Raw genomic sequence first — 16035 nt, 5'->3', positions numbered from 1 at the left:
ACATTGCAGAACATGCGGTCGATGCACTCGACGTCGAAAACCACATGTTCGGACAAGACATCATCAACCGCGCGCGCTACGGTCATCACAAGGCTCCGATCGGACGGGCGGCCAGTCAGGCCAACCAACCGCGCTATGCGGTTCATACACCGGATCGGTCCGCCGGTCACGGTCTCAACCCCGTCCGACCGGAGCCCCACACCCCAAGCTGACCACGACATGCCTCGTCGGGCTGGGGCGAAGCCCCGTTAGAAATACCGCGGGAACCGGTCCCAGTCCGGCGGGCGCTTCTGCAGGAATGCGTCGCGGCCTTCGACGGCCTCGTCGGTCATGTATGCCAACCGGGTGGCCTCACCGGCGAACAGCTGCTGACCCACCAGACCGTCGTCGAGCAGATTGAACGCGAACTTCAGCATCCGTTGCGCCTGAGGCGATTTCGCATTGATCTCCGCTGCCCACTGCAGACCGGCCGTCTCCAGCTCGGCGTGGTCCACCACCTCGTTGACCGCGCCCATGCGGTGCATCTGCTCGGCGGTGTACGGCCGGCCCAGGAAGAAGATCTCTCGGGCGAATTTCTGGCCGACCTGACGGGCCAGATATGCGCTGCCGTAGCCGCCGTCGAAGCTGCCGACGTCGGCGTCGGTCTGCTTGAAGCGGGCGTGTTCGCGGCTGGCCAGGGTCAGGTCGCACACGACGTGCAGGCTGTGCCCACCGCCGGCGGCCCAGCCGTTGACCAGGCAGATCACCACCTTGGGCATGAACCGGATCAGCCGCTGCACCTCGAGGATGTGCAATCGGCCGGCGCGGGCCACGTCAACGGTGTCCGCGGTCTCGCCGGAGGCGTACTGGTAACCGCTACGCCCGCGGATGCGTTGGTCACCGCCGGAGCAGAACGCCCAGCCGCCGTCTTTGGGCGAGGGCCCGTTGCCGGTCAACAGGACCACGCCCACGTCGGGCGACATCCGCGCGTGGTCGAGCGCCCGGTACAGCTCGTCGACGGTGTGCGGCCGGAACGCGTTGCGCACCTCGGGCCGGTCGAACGCCACCCGGACCGTGGCGTCGCTGACGTGGCGGTGGTAGGTGATGTCGGTCAGGTCGTCGAATCCGTCGACTCGCCGCCACACCGAGGCGTCGAATGGGTTGTCGTTCAAGTCTTTCGAACTCCGTTCTTACGCCGGTTCGAGCCGGAAAACGATGAAGCGTCCGGCTTGTGCCTCCAATTCGTCGGGGCTGCCCTCGTTGATCAGGCCGCAGCGCTTCATCACCCGCACGCCGGTGGGCACCTGGGCCGGAAAGGCGCGCAGGATCGGACGGGCCTGGTCCGGCGGCAGCTCCACCAGCCGCAGGCGCTCGGTCTTGCGACCGCGGGTCAGGGTGACTTCGTCTGCGGCACGGACGTTTTCGACCCAGTCGGCGCCCGGGAAGCCGGCCACGACATAGCTGGCGCCCTCGACCGTCATCGGCGTGACGGGCGTAGATCGCGGAATCCCGGATTTGCGGCCGGGCACCGTCAACACGGCCGGGCCTTCCTTGCCGTACGCCACTCCCAGCCGCGACACGATCATCATGACCTTGTTCGTCGCCTGCAGCCACCACGGCGGGCGGACGCGGTCACCGTCGGTCATGGCTGCCACAGTAGTCACCGCAGCTTCGAGCGTGACGCCACAGTCACGACCGGCCGCGAATGTGCCTGCAGCGTCACGCTCGACGACGAATCACCCGACGGCGCGGCCGGCGCCCTCCCAAAACCGGGCTCGCACCGCCTTCTTGTCGGGCTTGCCCAGCCCGGTCAACGGCAGCGAGTCGACGATCACCACCCGCTTGGGCGACTGCACCGAGCCCTTGCGCTCCTTGACCGCGGCCTGGATCTCGCCGGTCATCGCCTCGATCGCGGCGTCATCGCGGGGCGCGTCGGCGCGCAGCACCACCACCGCGGTCACGGCCTCGCCCCACTTCTCGTCGGGCGTCCCGACCACACACACCTGGGCAACGTAAGCGTGCTCGGCGACCACGTCTTCGACCTCGCGGGGGAACACGTTGAATCCGCCGGTGACGATCATGTCCTTGACCCGGTCGACGATGTAGTAGAAGCCGTCCTCGTCCTCGCGGGCCATGTCGCCGGTGTGCAGCCAGCCGTCCCGAAAGGTCTCGGCCGTCGCGTCCGGCAGGTTCCAGTAGCCGCCGGCCAACAACGGCCCGCTGACACAGATTTCGCCCGGCTCACCCTGCGGCACCGGCTTGCCGTCTTCGCCGAGCAGCGCCACCCGCGCGAACAGCGTCGGGCGGCCGCACGAGGTCAGCCGCTTCTCGTCGTGGTCGCCCTTGGCCAGGTAGGTGATCACCATCGGCGCCTCGGATTGGCCGTAGTACTGGGCGAAGATCGGGCCGAACCGCGCGATCGCCTCGGCGAGCCGCACCGGGTTGATCGCCGAGGCGCCGTAATAGACGGTCTGCAGCGACGACAGGTCGCGGGTGTGCGAATCCGGGTGGTCCAGCAGCGCGTACAGCATTGACGGCACCAGCATGGTCGCTGTAATGCGTTGTTCTTCAATAACTTTCAGCACTTCGGCGGGGTCGAATTTGGCCAGCACCACCATTTCGCCGCCCTTGATCACCGTCGGCGTGAAAAATGCCGCGCCGGCGTGTGATAACGGCGTACACATCAAAAACCGCGGATTTTCCGGCCATTCCCACTCGGCCAGCTGGATCGACGTCATGGTGGAGATCGACTGCGCGGTGCCCATCACGCCCTTGGGCTTGCCGGTGGTGCCCCCGGTGTAGGTCAGCCCGATGACCTGGTCGGGTGGCAGGTCGGCGGGCACCAACGGCCGCGGCTGGTACTTGGCCGCCTCCGCGGACAAGTCGACAGCCACCTCTTTCAAAGCGTCCGGGACCGGACCGATGGTCAGAATCTGCCGCAACGAATCCACCCGCTCCAGCAGCCCCAGCGCCCGCTCGACGAACATCGGGTTGGGGTCGATGATCAGCGAGCTGATCCCGGCGTCGGACAGCACGTAGGCGTGATCGTCCAGCGACCCCAGCGGGTGCAGCGCGGTGCGCCGGTAGCCGCGGGTCTGGCCGGCGCCGATGATCATCAGCACTTCCGGACGGTTGAGCGACAGCAGGCCGACCGCGACACCGGTACCGGCGCCCAGCGCCTCGAAGGCCTGGATGTACTGGCTGATCCGGTCGGCCAGCTGGCCAGCGGTCAGCGTGGTGTCACCCAGGAACAGCACCGGCTTGTTCGTGTGGCGCTTCAGCGCGCCCACCAGCAGATGGCCGTTATGGACCGGGTTGCGCAACGACTCGTCCGTCATGTGGCAAGACTAGAACGTGTTGCAATTCCTGCTGACCGCGCCCTCGTGGGCCGCGGTTATCACTAGGATCGCCGGTCATGGGCCATGCAGATCTCGTCATCACCGGAACCGTGCTCACCGTGGACGAGTCCCGGCCCACCGCCGAAGCGCTGGCCGTCACCGGCGGCCGGATCGTCGCCGTCGGAAACCGGTCCGACGTCAACGAGCTCATCGGCCCCGACACCCGGACCATCGACCTGGGTTCGGGCTGTGTCATGCCGGGTTTCGTTGAGGCCCATGGCCATCCGCTGATGGAAGCGGTCGCGCTGTCGGACCGGTTCGTCGACATCCGTCCGGTCACCATCGGCAGGGCCGACGCCGTCGTCGACGCGATCCGCGATGAGGTCGCCCGACGGGGATCCGAGGGCGCCTACTTCAACGGCTGGGACCCGCTGCTGCAGTCGGGTCTTCCGGAACCCACGCTGGCCTGGCTCGACGAGACGGCGCCCGAGGGTCCGTTGGTGATCATCCACAACTCCGGCCACAAGGCCTTCTTCAACTCGCACGCCGCCCGGATCAATGGCCTGACCCGCGACACTCCCGATCCCAAGGGCTCCAGCTACGGCCGCGACGCCGACGGGGAGCTCGACGGCACCGCCGTGGAAATCGGGGCGGTGTTCTCCCTGCTGGGCGACGCGATCAAGCCCGACGACTACCCGGCGATGCTGCGGGCCGAATGTGCCCGGCTCAGCCGTGCGGGGCTGACCATGTGCTCGGAAATGGCGTTCGATCCGGCGTACGGGCCACTGGTCGAGCAGGCCCGCGACGACCTGACGGTGCGGTTACGCACCTACGAGATGTCCAATGCGCGGATGTCCACCGACGCCGCACCCGGGCAGGGTGACGACATCGTGCGTCAGGTGGGAATCAAGATCTGGGTGGACGGCTCCCCGTATGTCGGCAATGTCGACCTGTCTTTTCCCTACCTGGACACACCCGCGACCCGCACGATCGGGGTGAAACCAGGTTCGTGCGGCTGCGCCAACTACACCCGCGAACAGCTCACCGAAATCGTCGGCGCCTATTTCCCCAAAGGCTGGCAGATGGCCTGTCACGTGCAGGGCGACGCCGGCGTCGACACCATCCTCGATGTCTACGAAGACGTGCTGCGCCGCCACCCGCGCGACGATCACCGGCTGCGGCTCGAGCACGTCGGCGCCATCCGGCCCGACCAACTGCAGCGGGCGGCCGAACTCGGCGTCACCTGCAGCATCTTCGTCGACCAGATCCACTACTGGGGTGACGTCGTGGTCGACGGCCTGTTCGGGCCGGAACGCGGATCCCGCTGGATGCCGGCCGGGTCCGCGGTGGCCACCGGCATGCGGATCTCGTTGCACAACGATCCGCCGGTGACCCCGGAAGAACCGCTGCGCAACATCAGCGTGGCGGTGACACGGGTGGCGCCCAGCGGTCGGGTGCTGGGCCCCGAGGAGTGTCTGACGGTCGAACAGGCGATCCGCGCGCAGACCCTCGATCCCGCCTGGCAGATGTTCGCCGACGACGTGGTGGGCTCGCTGGAGGTCGGCAAGTACGCGGACCTGGTGGTGCTGTCGGCGGATCCGCGGACGGTTCCGCCCGAGGAGATCGCCGACCTCGAGGTGCGGGCGACGTTCCTGGCGGGCCGGCAGGTCTATCGGCTGTGACGCCCGCGCTGGCGGACTTGCTGGACCGCGTGCACGTCGTGGCGTTGCCGATGCGGGTGCGGTTCCGCGGCATCACCACCCGTGAGGTGGCGTTGATCGACGGCCCGGCCGGGTGGGGCGAATTCGGGCCGTTCCTGGAGTATCAACCCCGGGAAGCCGCCGCCTGGCTGGCATCGGCCGTCGAGGCGGCCTACCGCGAGCCGCCGCGGCTGCGACGCGACCGCATCCCCATCAACGCCACCGTGCCGGCCGTTGCCGCCGCCGAGGTGCCGCGAGTGCTGGCCCGTTTTCCCGGCGCCCGCACCGCCAAGGTGAAGGTCGCCGAGCCCGGGCAGAGCCTGGCCGACGATGTCGCGCGGGTCAACGCGGTACGGGATCTGGTCCCGACGGTGCGGGTGGACGCCAACGGCGGCTGGAGCGTCACCGAGGCCGCCGAGGCGGCTGCCGCACTGACCGCTGACGGGCCGCTGGAGTACCTCGAGCAGCCCTGCGCCACGGTCGCCGAGCTCGCCGCGCTGCGCCGGCGGATCGACGTGCCGATCGCCGCCGACGAATCCATCCGCAAGGCCGACGACCCGCTGGCCGTCGCCGGCGCCGGGGCCGCCGACATCGCGGTGCTCAAAGTCGCTCCGCTGGGCGGGATTTCGGCGTTGCTGGAAATCGCCGCACGGCTCGACATGCCGGTGGTGATCTCCAGCGCGCTGGATTCGGCCGTCGGCATCAGTCAGGGCCTCACCGCCGCCGCGGTGCTACCGGAACTTCGGCACGCCTGCGGGCTGGGCACCGGCGGGTTGTTCGTCGAGGATGTCGCCGAGGTCCCGGCGCCCGTCGACGGTTGTCTGGCCGTCGGCCCCGTCACGCCCGAGCCGGCGCGGCTGCACGCCCTGGCCGCGTCGCCTGTCCGGCGGCAATGGTGGATCGATCGGATCAGGACCTGCTACCCGCTGCTGTACCGTCGTTCGGGTGATCAACCTGGCTTACGACGACAAAGGGACCGGTGAGCCGGTCCTTTTTATCGCCGGTCGCGGCGGTGCCGGACGCACCTGGCATCCTCACCAAGTCCCGGCGTTCCTGGCCGCCGGATACCGCTGCATCACCTTTGACAACCGCGGGGTCGGCGCCACCGAAAACGCGGAGGGCTTCACCACGCAGACCATGGTCAACGACACCGCGGCGCTGATCGAATCCCTGGATATCGCCCCGGTGCGCATCGTCGGGGTGTCCATGGGCGCTTATATCGCCCAGGAGCTGATGGTGGTGCGGCCCGAACTGGTCAGCGCCGCGGTATTGATGGCCACCCGCGGCCGGCTGGACCGCGCCCGGCAGTTCTTCCGCACCGCCGAGGCCGAGCTGTATGACTCCGGCACCCAGTTGCCGCCCGACTACGAGGCGAGAGCCCGCCTGCTGGAAAGCTTCTCGCGCAAGACGCTCAACGACGACACGGCCGTATCCGATTGGATCGCGATGTTTTCCATGTGGCCGGTCAAGCAGACACCGGGACTCCGCTGTCAATTGGACTGCTCACCGCAGGCCAACCGGCTGCCCGCCTACCGCAATATCGCCGCACCGGTGCTGGTGATCGGTTTCGCCGACGACATCGTGACCCCGCCGCATCTGGGACGCGAGGTCGCCGACGCCCTGCCCAACGGCCGCTACCTGCAGATACCCGACGCCGGCCACCTCGGCTTCTTCGAGCGGCCGGAGCCCGTCAACGCCGCGGTGCTGAAGTTCTTCGCCAGCGTCAAGGCCTCAACGGCTTGACCGCCGGTTGTGACACCCTGTACTGGTGAACCCCTCGACGACCCAGGCCCGCGTCGTCGTCGACGAGCTGATTCGCGGCGGCGTCCGCGACGTGGTGCTCTGTCCCGGGTCACGAAACGCGCCGCTGGCGTTCGCGTTGCAGGACGCCGACCGGACCGGCCGGATTCGGCTGCACGTGCGCATCGACGAACGCACCGCCGGTTATCTCGCGATCGGGCTGGCGGTCGCTGCGGGCGCGCCGGTCTGTGTGGCGATGACGTCGGGGACGGCCGTCGCCAACCTCGGCCCGGCCGTGGTGGAGGCCAACTATGCCCGGGTGCCGCTGATCGTCCTGTCGGCGAACCGGCCCTACGAGCTGCTGGGCACCGGGGCCAATCAGACCATGGAGCAGTTGGGCTACTTCGGTACCCAGGTCCGTGCCACCATCAGCCTGGGTCTGGCCGAGGATGTCCCGGAGCGCCTGCCCGCCCTCAACGCGACCTGGCGATCGGCGACCTGCCGAGTCTTGGTGGTCGCCAAGGGTTCTCGTAGCGCCAACGCCGGACCGGTGCATTTCGACATCCCGTTGCGCGAGCCGCTGGTGCCGGACCCGGGGCCCCGTGGTGGCGTCGTGCCGCCGGGGCGGCCGGACGGCAAACCGTGGACCTACACGCCGCCGGTCACCTTCGATCAGCCGCTGGACATCGACATGTCGGCAGACACCGTCGTCATTGCCGGGCACGGTGCCGGGGTGCACCCCAATCTGGCGGAGTTGCCTACCGTCGCCGAGCCGACCGCGCCGTATGCACCCAACCCGTTGCATCCGCTCACCCTGCCGCTGCTGCGTCCCCAGCAGGTGATCATGCTGGGCCGCCCGACGCTGCACCGCCCGGTGTCGGCCCTGCTGGCCAACCCGGAAGTGCCGGTCTACGCGCTGACCACCGGGCCGCGCTGGCCTGATGTCTCGGGCAACTCGCAGGCCACCGGCACCCGGGCGGTCGTCACGGGCACGCCCAACCCGAGGTGGCTGCGCCGCTGTGCGGACCTGAATCGCCACGCGCTCGCCGCGGTGCGCGAGCAGTTGGCGGCCCACCCGCTGACCACCGGCCTGCACGTCGCCGCGGCGGTGGCCGACATACTACGGCCCGGTGACCAGCTAGTTCTCGGGGCGTCCAACCCGGTTCGCGACGCGGCCCTGGTCGGGCTGAGCACCCTGGGCATCCAGGTCCGGTCCAACCGCGGCGTCGCCGGTATCGACGGCACCGTGTCCACGGCCATAGGCGCGGCGCTGGCATTCGAGCGGGCTCAGCAGAGCACACCCCAGGGACGGACCATCGCGCTGATCGGAGACCTGACGTTCGTCCACGACAGCTCCGGGCTGCTGATCGGTCCCACCGAACCCACACCGCAGCGGCTGACGATCGTGGTGTCCAACGACAACGGCGGCGGCATCTTCGAACTGCTCGAGCAGGGTGACCCGCGGTTCTCCGACGTGTCGTCGCGGATCTTCGGCACCCCCCACGACGTCGACGTGGGCGCGCTGTGTCGCGCCTACCACGTGGAGAGCCGCCAGATCGAGGTCCAGCAGCTGCGGGCCGCGCTGGACGAACCCAACCCGGGTATGCGGGTGCTGGAGGTCAAGGCGGACCGGTCGTCGCTGCGACAATTGCACGCCGCCATCAAGGCGGCTCTGTGATCTCGCCAAAAATGTTGCTGCGCATCCTGATCCACGGCACCAGCGAAGAACTGGCGGATAGCTGGCCGCGCCGGATAGTGCGGTGGATCCGCATCACCGTGCTGATCGTCACCGCATTGGTCACCTTGCAGTCGGTGCTGTTGGTGGCCGGCGCCTGGCGCAACGACCTGGCCATCGAGCGCAACATGGGGGTGGCGCAGGCCGAGGTGCTCAGCGCCGGGCCGCGCCGGTCCACCATCGAGTTCGTCACGCCCGAGCGGGTGACCTATCGGCCCGAACTCGGCGTGCTGTATCCGTCCGAGCTGGCCACCGGCATGCGGATCTACGTCGAATACAACAAGAAGGATCCTAATCTGGTGCGGGTGCAGCACCGCAACGCCGGGCTGGCGATCATCCCTGCCGGATCCATCGCGGTGGTGGCCTGGCTGGCCGCCGCGGTCGCGCTGACCGGTCTGGCCCTGCTCGACCGGCGGCTGGACAAGCACCTGAACAGCGCGCCCTGCGGCTAGCCGTGCCGGCTGACGGTGTAGTCGACCAGTGCTGCCAGTGCCTGCCGGCCCGCAACGTCGGGCAGCAGGTCCAGCTCGTGACGCGCCTGCGCGGCGTATTTCGCCAGCATGTCTTTGGCCTTGGCCATCCCCGGCGATGCGCGCAACAGCGCCAGCGCCTCGACCACCTCGGCGTCGTCGTGGATGGGTCCGGCCAGCAGCGTACGCAGCCGCGCGCCGTCGGGCCCGGTGTCCTGCAGCGCGTAAAGCATCGGCAGCGTACGCACCCCTTCACGCAGATCGGTGCCCGGCAACTTTCCGGACTCGTCGGATTCGCTGTCGATGTCGATGATGTCGTCGGCGATCTGAAAAGCCGTGCCGACGATGCCGCCCAGGCGGCTCAGCCGCTCGACCTGATCGCCGTCGGCGCCGGAGAACATCGCACCGAACCGGCCCGCGGCCCCGATCAGGCTGCCGGTCTTCTCGTGCACCACCGTCAGGTACTGCTCAATCAGGTCGACGCCTTCCGGGGCACCGCGAGTCTCGCGCATCTGCCCGGTCACCAGGGCAGCGAACGTGTCGGCGACGATGCGCACCGCGGCCGGACCCAACCTGGACACCAGCCGCGATGCCGTCGCCAGCAGGTAGTCGCCGGCCAGGATCGCGACGTTGTTGCCCCAGCGTGCATTGGCGCTGGGGGCGCCGCGACGGACCTCGGCCTCATCCATCACGTCGTCGTGGTAGAGCGTCGCCAGGTGGATCAGCTCGACGACCGCGCCGGCGATGATCACTTCCTCGGCCTGCGGGTTAGGGCCGACCTGGGCAGACAACACGGTGAACAGCGGCCGGAACCGCTTACCGCCGGCCTTGAACAGGTGCAGCAGCGAGTCGATCATCACCACGTCGGCGCTGCGCAACTCGGTGTCCATGAGCTGCTCGATCCGCGCAACACCGTCGCGCACAGCAGTGGCGAATCCGGCGTCGCCGAAGTCGACGCCCGCCACCACCGTCGCCGGAGTTCTCATTCGACCAACATACTGGTGAGCATGAAGACCGGAGCCGACCTGGTAGTCGTGGGCGCCGGGCCGGCCGGCTCGGCGGCGGCCGCCTGGGCTGCCCGTGCCGGCCGAGACGTCCTGGTCATCGATTCGGCCGATTTCCCGCGCGACAAGGCCTGTGGTGACGGCCTGACCCCGCGAGCGATCGCCGAGCTGGAACGGCTGGGGCTCGCCGAGTGGCTGGCCGGCCGCATCCGCCACCACGGCCTGCGGATGAGCGGATTCGGGGGCGAGGTGGAAATCGCCTGGCCCGGACCGTCCTTCCCGGCGCACAGCAGCGCGGTGGCCCGCACCGAGCTCGACGAGCGCATCCGCAAGGTCGCCGAGGGCTCCGGGGCCCGTATGTTGCTTGGCGCGAAAGTCGTTGCAGCCCATCATGACTCGTACAGACGAGTGGTTTCGGTCAAGTTGGCCGACGGTACCGAGGTGGCCTGTGGACAGTTGGTCGTCGCCGACGGGGCGCGGTCGTCGCTGGGCCGCAAGCTGGGCCGCCGATGGCATCAGGACACGGTCTACGGCATCGCCGCACGCGGCTATGTGACCACCGAGCGCGCGGACGATCCATGGCTCACTTCGCATCTGGAACTGCGCTCACCCGACGGCGCCGTGTTGCCCGGCTACGGCTGGATTTTCCCGCTGGGCAACGGCGAGGTGAACATCGGCGTGGGAGCGCTGTCGACCACCAAACGACCGGCAGAGCTGGCGCTGCGGCCGCTGATGTCGTACTACACCGACCTGCACCGCGACGAGTGGGACTTTCCCGGCGAGCCGCGGGCGGTGGCGTCGGCGCTGCTGCCGATGGGCGGCGCGGTATCCGGTGTGGCCGGGCCCAATTGGATGTTGATCGGCGACGCCGCGGCGTGCGTCAACCCGCTCAACGGCGAAGGCATCGACTACGGGCTGGAGACCGGGCGGCTGGCAGCCGAAGTGCTGGACGCACGCGACCTGTCCCGGCTGTGGCCGTCGCTGCTGCACGACCACTACGCCCGGGGATTCTCGGTGGCACGCAGGCTGGCGTTGTTGCTGACCTTCCAGCGGTTCCTGCCCACGACCGGTCCCGTCGCGATGCGCTCCACCAGACTGATGACGATCGCGGTGCGCGTGATGGCCAACCTGGTCACCGACGAGGACGCCGACTGGGTGGCGCGGGTGTGGCGCGGCGCCGGGCGGGCATCGCGGCTGATCGATCGCCGGCCACCGTTCAGTTGAGCCCTGCGGTGCCACGTGCGAGATGCGGCAGAGGTGTATAGTCCGGCTAATGAAGGGAACGGGGCTGGCTCTTATCGCCTCCACGGCGGTGGCTGCCATCGCACTGGCCGCACCCGCACAGGCCGACGACTACGACTACACGTTCAAGCAAACCGTCAACGGATTCGGCGTTTACGGCCCGCAGGACCAGCTCGCGTGGCTGGCCAAGATCAGCTGCGAGCGGCTGGAACGAGGCGTCGACCACACGGCCTACAACTCCGCGACCTTCCTGCAGCGCAACCTGCCGCGCGGGACCACCCAGGGCCAGGCATTCCAATTCCTTGGTGCCGCGATCGACCACTACTGCCCCGAGCAGGTGGGCGTTCTGCAACGGGCCGGCACCAGCTAATCGGGTTCGCCGGGCTTGTACCCGGCATGCAGCGCCACGATTCCGGCGGTCAGGTTGCGCCACCGCACCGCCGACCACCCGGCCCGCGAAATGTGGCCCGCCAGGCTCGCCTGGTCCGGCCATGCCCTGATCGACTCGGCGAGGTACACGTAGGCGTCGGGATTGCTGGACACCGCCCGCGCCACCCGCGGTAACGCCCGCATCAGGTATTCCTTGTACACCGTGGCGAACAATGCGCTTGTGGGCGTGGAGAATTCGCACACCACCAACTGGCCCCCGGGCCGGGTGACGCGGGCCATCTCGCGCAGTGCCGCCGGGAAGTCGGCCACATTGCGCAGCCCGAAACTAATGGTGACCGCGTCGAACACCCCGTCGGCGAACGGCAGCCGGGTGGCGTCGCCGGCGACCTTGGGCACCTTGCGGGCCTCGCCGGCTGCCAGCATCCCGACCGAGAAGTCGGCCGCCACACACCATGCGCCGGATTTCGCCAGCTCCACGGTGGATACCGCGGTGCCCGCGGCCAGGTCCAGCACCGTGTCGCCGGGCCCGATCCGCAACGCCGACCGGGTGGCTCGCCGCCAGTACCGGTCCCGGCCCAGCGATAGCACGGTGTTGGTCAGGTCGTAACGGCGGGCGACACCGTCGAACATCGACGCGACGTCCAGGGGATTCTTGTCCAGGGCGGCGCGGCTCACCAGCCAGACGCTACCCGTCTGCGCCGGCCCCGTGAACTGCCCGCCCCGTGAGCACCGTTGCCGGCGCGAGCCCGTCAAGCGCGGATCACCCGGGCAGGCCGTCGTCGCCGGTCGCCCCGGTCTGACCAGCCTGTCCAGCAATGCCTGGCGACAACCCCCCTCCGCCAGAACCTTCGGACCCCGGGTTGCCGCCGGTGCCGCCGGTACCCACGCTGCCGCCGGCGACCGACGCGCCAGCATGGCCCCAAAGCCCGCCTGCCCCGCCAATACCGCCGCTTCCGCCGTCGCCTCCGGTGCCGCCGTTGCCGCCGTTGCCGCCGGCAAGGACCAGGTTGCCGACAACCAAGCCGGTGTTACCGCCGCCGCCGCCGGTACCGCCAGTGCCCCCGATACCTCCGACACCCCCCGTTCCGCCGTTTCCTCCGTTAGCGCCCTACAACAGTCCGCCGCTACCGCCATTGCCCCCGGGCGCACCTGGCGCGCCCAGACCACCACTGCCGCCGGAACCGAACAAACCGGCGTCACTGCCGTTGCCGCCACTGGGATGAGCGCCGCCGCCGGATCCGCCGCTGCCGCCGTTGCCGAACAGCAGCCCGCCGGCCGCGCCGTTTTGCCCGGTCCCGGGTGTCCCATGGGCACCATCACCGATCAGCGGGCGTCCCAGGAGCAGCAGCTGTGTGGGCGCATTGATCACACCCAGTACCTGCTGCTCGAGGACCTGCAGGGGTGAGACGTTGGCGGCTTCAGCGGCCGCATAGGCATTCCCGGCAGCAGTCACAGCCTGGACGGATTGGCCATGAAACGCCGCCAGCCGCGCACTCAGCGCCTGGTACTCCTGGGCGTGCGCAGCAAACACGGCCGAGATGGCCGCCGACACCTCGTCAGCACCCGCCGCCGCCAACGCCGTTGTCGGAGCGGCCGCCGCGGCGTTGGCCGCCGATTACCGACCCAATGCCCGCCAAATCCGTTGCGGCGGCTGTCACCAGCTGTGGTACGGCAATCACATACGACACCACGCCGATCCTCCTCGCCGGCCCCCGAACACGCCGATGCTAACGCCACGTCGGGTTGCGGATCGGCAAATTGAGCAACCAGGTGCCGCGACCTGAGAAGGACACCGACCGTCGATACCTGAAACGTGCCTTAGGCGCGGCGCATTCGCCACACCGAATCGCGCTCCCGCGCAGCCGGCGACAGCACCGCCTCGTAGTGGCCCAGCAACTCGTCGCAGAGCACCGGCCAACCCCGGCCCAGTACGCTGCGCCGGGCCGCGAGGGCGTAGCGGTTACGTTCGCAGACCAAGTGGGCGACGGCAGCCGGCAACCGGGCCTCGAATTCGGCGACCGGCAGCAGCAACCCGGTGCGGTAGGGGACAACCAGGTCGCGGGGGCCGCCGGCGTCGGGGGCGATCACCGGCAGCCCCGACGCCAGCGCTTCCTGCACGACCTGGCAGAACGTCTCGTGTTCGCCGGGATGCACGAAGACGTCCATGCTGGCATAGGCCCGCGCGAGCTCTTGACCGTACAGAGCTCCGGTGAAAAGCGCTGTGGGCATTGCCGATTCGAGTTTGCGACGGTCTACTCCGGTGCCGACGACGACCAACCGCACCGCGCCGGAGGCACTCAGGGACGCGAGCCGCTCGACGTGTTTCTCGGGGGCCAGACGACCGACGAAGCCGACGATCGGCCGGCCGTCCGGTGACCATTGTCGCCGCAGCGCTTCGTCGCGGGCGGACGGCACGAATCGAAGCAGGTCGACTCCGCGTCCCCACCGGTAGACCCGCGGGATACCTTGGGCAGCAAGGTCTTCCATGGTTGCCGTGGACGGCGCCAGGGTGCGGTCGGCAAGACTGTGCAGGTGGCGAAACCAGGCCCACGCGGCGCGCGACGTCAGCGGAATGCCATAGCTGGCGGCGAATCCCGGTACGTCGGTCTGATACACCGCAACCGTGGGGACGCCCAGACGGCGGGCCGCGCGCAGCCCGCCGTAGCCCAGCAGCGCCGGTGACGCCAGATGCACCACGTCGGGTCCGAAGCCGCGCAGCACCCGAAGGATTCGTGGGGCGGGTACACCCAGGGGCAGCGTGGTCACCTTGGGGAACATTCGCGCCGGCACCCGGTGGACCCGGACACCGTCGTGCAGCCGGTCGGCTCGTGGCTCACCGGGCGGGTTGTCCGGAGCGATGACGAGGGCCTCATGACCGGTGCGGCGCAGATGCTCGAGGATGCGGAGCACCGAGTTGCTGACACCGTTGACGTTGGGCAGAAACGACTCAGCGACAATCGCAACGCGCACGCGACCACGGTGTCAGGCCATATTGTCGGCAAGGTTGCCGACGGGCATACGCGGCGCGAAAACTAGCCGGCCAGGATTTTGGTGATCGTGGTGTCCCACAGTGCCCGTTTCGACGGCGCTGAAGCAGCGGTGCGACCCGCAGGGCGCGGTCTACTTGCGCCACCGCAACCACAAGATGCGCCGCGATGCGGTGGTACCCATCGACGACGAACTGGCGATCCTGATCCAGGACCAGCAGGCGCGCACCCGGCAACGGTTCCCCACTACAGGTGTGCTGTTGCCGCGCATCAGCGCCAACCCTGACGGGCGGCTTCCCATTCCCACTGCGACTTTCCGCCTCCAGCTCGGGCTTGTTGGCGCTAGAGGTTGCTTCGACGCGGATGTATTCGGGGGCGGTGAGTGCGTGGCAGCGGTTGGCTTAGGATTGCAGACGACGGCGACGGCGTCGTCGTTTGAGTCGGTGATCGCTGGGTTGGTCGGCGGGCAGTGGGCTGGACAAACCCCGTTGGCCATGGCCGCTGCGGTCGCCGTTGAGGAGATGGTTGACCGCCCGGGGCGGCCTATGAGACAGCGTTTACCGCGACGGTTCATCCCACCCGCGGTGATGGTGAATCGGATGTTGTTGACGAGTTTGGCGGACGCGAATTTCGTCGGCCAAGATGCTGCGGCGATCGCCATTGTTGAGAGTGTGTATTTCCAGATGTGGCCACAAGGTGTCGATGCCATGATCGGCTGTCACACCAAAGCAGTCGCTATGGCCTCGACGTTGACGCCATTGAGCGCATGACTCACTGAACTAACAAGATCAACCCGAGCGGTGATTCAGCCGTGATTCAGCCGTGGTTCCCGCCCGTGGCCCTGCCGACCATCAACCCACCCGAGTCGGTGCTCAACGCGGCGTCAGATGTGTTGTCCGACCTGCCGATATCGTCGCTATTGTCGATGGCTGAATTGGGGATGTGTCGGGCCGAATTGTTGCTGTCGCCGTTGATAGTGGCGATGTTCAGCACACGCGAAGCCGCCGCCGGATTAAGTTCAGGCCCATCCCCCCTGGGCGCGGTATCGATACTGCCGACTGGGCCAAGATCTGTGCCCGGCGGGTTATCCAGCGCCGCAGTGTACGGATTTGGATAGATGATGACCCCGAGATCGATGACCCGAGCAACTGGAACCCCCGACGCTATGGCCACGATGTCCGTCCCACCGCGCGCGGGCTCGCCCAGCGCGACACCCAGCGCGACACCCCCGCGGCGGTGGTGTCGGCGCTAGCGCGCCGACGCTGGCTATCCACTGCAGCTTGATCCCCCAAGTCGGGATCGGATAACAACCCACAGCAGTGCACATCCGTTGCACGGCAACGACATTAGTCCGAAGTTGCGACCGTCTGGATAGGTGATTTGGGCTTTGACGTGGGGTTTTGATGGTTTTGGGTGTTTTGGGTCTGACTACGCTGCGATGGCGAGGGGG

At 68.4% G+C, this 16035-nt stretch carries 14 protein-coding genes and 2 pseudogenes; 8 read left to right on the top strand and 8 right to left on the bottom strand.

Annotated features, from left to right (window positions below; translation table 11 throughout):
* Positions 1-248: 248 nt before the first annotated feature.
* From B4U45_RS18225 to fadD8, 3 genes are all read right to left on the bottom strand, one after another.
* Positions 249-1151, bottom strand: a complete 903-nt coding sequence (locus B4U45_RS18225) for a 1,4-dihydroxy-2-naphthoyl-CoA synthase (protein ID WP_075549731.1) — start codon at positions 1149-1151, stop codon at positions 249-251.
* An 18-nt stretch (positions 1152-1169) separates the two neighbouring features.
* A complete protein-coding gene (locus tag B4U45_RS18220; RefSeq protein ID WP_099223508.1) occupies positions 1170-1625 on the bottom strand; it encodes a nitroreductase family deazaflavin-dependent oxidoreductase in 456 nt (151 codons plus the stop codon).
* Positions 1626-1715: 90 nt separating this feature from the next.
* Positions 1716-3317 carry a fatty-acid--CoA ligase FadD8 gene (fadD8, locus tag B4U45_RS18215; protein WP_075549729.1) on the bottom strand — a complete coding sequence of 534 codons (1602 nt, stop codon included), beginning with the start codon at positions 3315-3317 and terminating at the stop codon, positions 1716-1718.
* 77 nt (positions 3318-3394) lie between these two features.
* Here fadD8 and B4U45_RS18210 point away from each other — a divergent pair, with 77 nt between their 5' ends.
* The 5 genes and pseudogenes from B4U45_RS18210 to B4U45_RS18190 all read left to right on the top strand — a co-directional run bounded on the left by B4U45_RS18210 (position 3395) and on the right by B4U45_RS18190 (position 8944).
* A complete protein-coding gene (locus B4U45_RS18210; protein ID WP_075549728.1) occupies positions 3395-4999 on the top strand; it encodes an amidohydrolase in 1605 nt (534 codons plus the stop codon).
* 50 nt (positions 5000-5049) lie between these two features.
* Positions 5050-5966: pseudogene (locus tag B4U45_RS18205) on the top strand (o-succinylbenzoate synthase).
* Entirely contained in the window at positions 5963-6760 is a 798-nt protein-coding gene (locus B4U45_RS18200; RefSeq protein ID WP_075549726.1) for an alpha/beta fold hydrolase, read from the top strand. Before B4U45_RS18205 ends, B4U45_RS18200 begins: the two are co-directional and overlap by 4 nt.
* Positions 6761-6785: 25 nt before the next feature.
* The gene (gene menD, locus B4U45_RS18195; RefSeq protein ID WP_075549725.1) at positions 6786-8435 is read left to right on the top strand and encodes a 2-succinyl-5-enolpyruvyl-6-hydroxy-3-cyclohexene-1-carboxylic-acid synthase; all 1650 of its coding nucleotides are present in this window, start codon (positions 6786-6788) and stop codon (positions 8433-8435) included.
* A complete protein-coding gene (locus B4U45_RS18190) occupies positions 8432-8944 on the top strand; it encodes a DUF3592 domain-containing protein (RefSeq protein WP_075549724.1) in 513 nt (170 codons plus the stop codon). The genes menD and B4U45_RS18190 overlap by 4 nt, the downstream gene beginning before the upstream one ends.
* On the opposite strand, the gene grcC1 is transcribed toward B4U45_RS18190, so the two are convergent.
* Positions 8941-9948: a nonaprenyl/(2E,6E)-farnesyl/geranylgeranyl diphosphat synthase gene (grcC1, locus tag B4U45_RS18185; protein ID WP_075549723.1), complete on the bottom strand. Its 1008-nt coding sequence runs from the start codon at positions 9946-9948 to the stop codon at positions 8941-8943. The genes B4U45_RS18190 and grcC1 overlap by 4 nt on opposite strands.
* A gap of 21 nt (positions 9949-9969) precedes the next feature.
* Between grcC1 and menJ the strand changes: the two genes are divergently transcribed.
* On the top strand, positions 9970-11190 hold the full coding sequence (gene menJ, locus B4U45_RS18180; protein WP_075549722.1) for a menaquinone reductase: 1221 nt from the start codon (positions 9970-9972) through the stop codon (positions 11188-11190).
* A 49-nt stretch (positions 11191-11239) separates the two neighbouring features.
* Positions 11240-11578, top strand: coding sequence for a DUF732 domain-containing protein (locus B4U45_RS18175; RefSeq protein WP_075549721.1), 339 nt, complete (start codon positions 11240-11242; stop codon positions 11576-11578).
* On the opposite strand, the gene B4U45_RS18170 is transcribed toward B4U45_RS18175, so the two are convergent.
* The 4 genes and pseudogenes from B4U45_RS18170 to B4U45_RS18155 form a co-directional block, all read right to left on the bottom strand.
* Positions 11575-12273, bottom strand: a complete 699-nt coding sequence (locus B4U45_RS18170) for a demethylmenaquinone methyltransferase (protein WP_075549720.1) — start codon at positions 12271-12273, stop codon at positions 11575-11577. The genes B4U45_RS18175 and B4U45_RS18170 overlap by 4 nt on opposite strands.
* A gap of 85 nt (positions 12274-12358) precedes the next feature.
* Positions 12359-12619 carry a hypothetical protein gene (locus B4U45_RS30710; protein ID WP_075549719.1) on the bottom strand — a complete coding sequence of 87 codons (261 nt, stop codon included), beginning with the start codon at positions 12617-12619 and terminating at the stop codon, positions 12359-12361.
* Positions 12617-13289, bottom strand: a pseudogene (locus B4U45_RS30110) (PE family protein); the annotation flags it as partial. The pseudogene B4U45_RS30110 and the gene B4U45_RS30710, both read right to left, overlap by 3 nt.
* Before the next feature lie 127 nt (positions 13290-13416).
* On the bottom strand, positions 13417-14568 hold the full coding sequence (locus B4U45_RS18155) for a glycosyltransferase family 4 protein (protein WP_075549717.1): 1152 nt from the start codon (positions 14566-14568) through the stop codon (positions 13417-13419).
* Positions 14569-14743: 175 nt separating this feature from the next.
* Between B4U45_RS18155 and B4U45_RS18150 the strand changes: the two genes are divergently transcribed.
* Complete coding sequence (locus B4U45_RS18150; RefSeq protein ID WP_422121035.1) at positions 14744-15355, top strand: PPE domain-containing protein; 612 nt, start codon at positions 14744-14746, stop codon at positions 15353-15355.
* Positions 15356-16035: the final 680 nt, after the last annotated feature.

Source organism: Mycobacterium persicum, assembly GCF_002086915.1.
Taxonomy (GTDB): domain Bacteria; phylum Actinomycetota; class Actinomycetes; order Mycobacteriales; family Mycobacteriaceae; genus Mycobacterium; species Mycobacterium persicum.
Note: the sequence above shows the minus strand (reverse complement) of the source record. Positions and strands in the feature narration are given on the sequence as shown.

Coding starts and splice junctions, on each gene's coding strand:
- B4U45_RS18220 (WP_099223508.1), bottom strand. CDS start 1,625: ATGACCGACGGTGACCGCGTCCGCCCGCCGTGGTGGCTGCAGGCGACG.
- fadD8 (WP_075549729.1), bottom strand. CDS start 3,317: ATGACGGACGAGTCGTTGCGCAACCCGGTCCATAACGGCCATCTGCTG.
- B4U45_RS18210 (WP_075549728.1), top strand. CDS start 3,395: ATGGGCCATGCAGATCTCGTCATCACCGGAACCGTGCTCACCGTGGAC.
- grcC1 (WP_075549723.1), bottom strand. CDS start 9,948: ATGAGAACTCCGGCGACGGTGGTGGCGGGCGTCGACTTCGGCGACGCC.
- menJ (WP_075549722.1), top strand. CDS start 9,970: ATGAAGACCGGAGCCGACCTGGTAGTCGTGGGCGCCGGGCCGGCCGGC.
- B4U45_RS18175 (WP_075549721.1), top strand. CDS start 11,240: ATGAAGGGAACGGGGCTGGCTCTTATCGCCTCCACGGCGGTGGCTGCC.
- B4U45_RS18150 (WP_422121035.1), top strand. CDS start 14,744: ATGCGCCGCGATGCGGTGGTACCCATCGACGACGAACTGGCGATCCTG.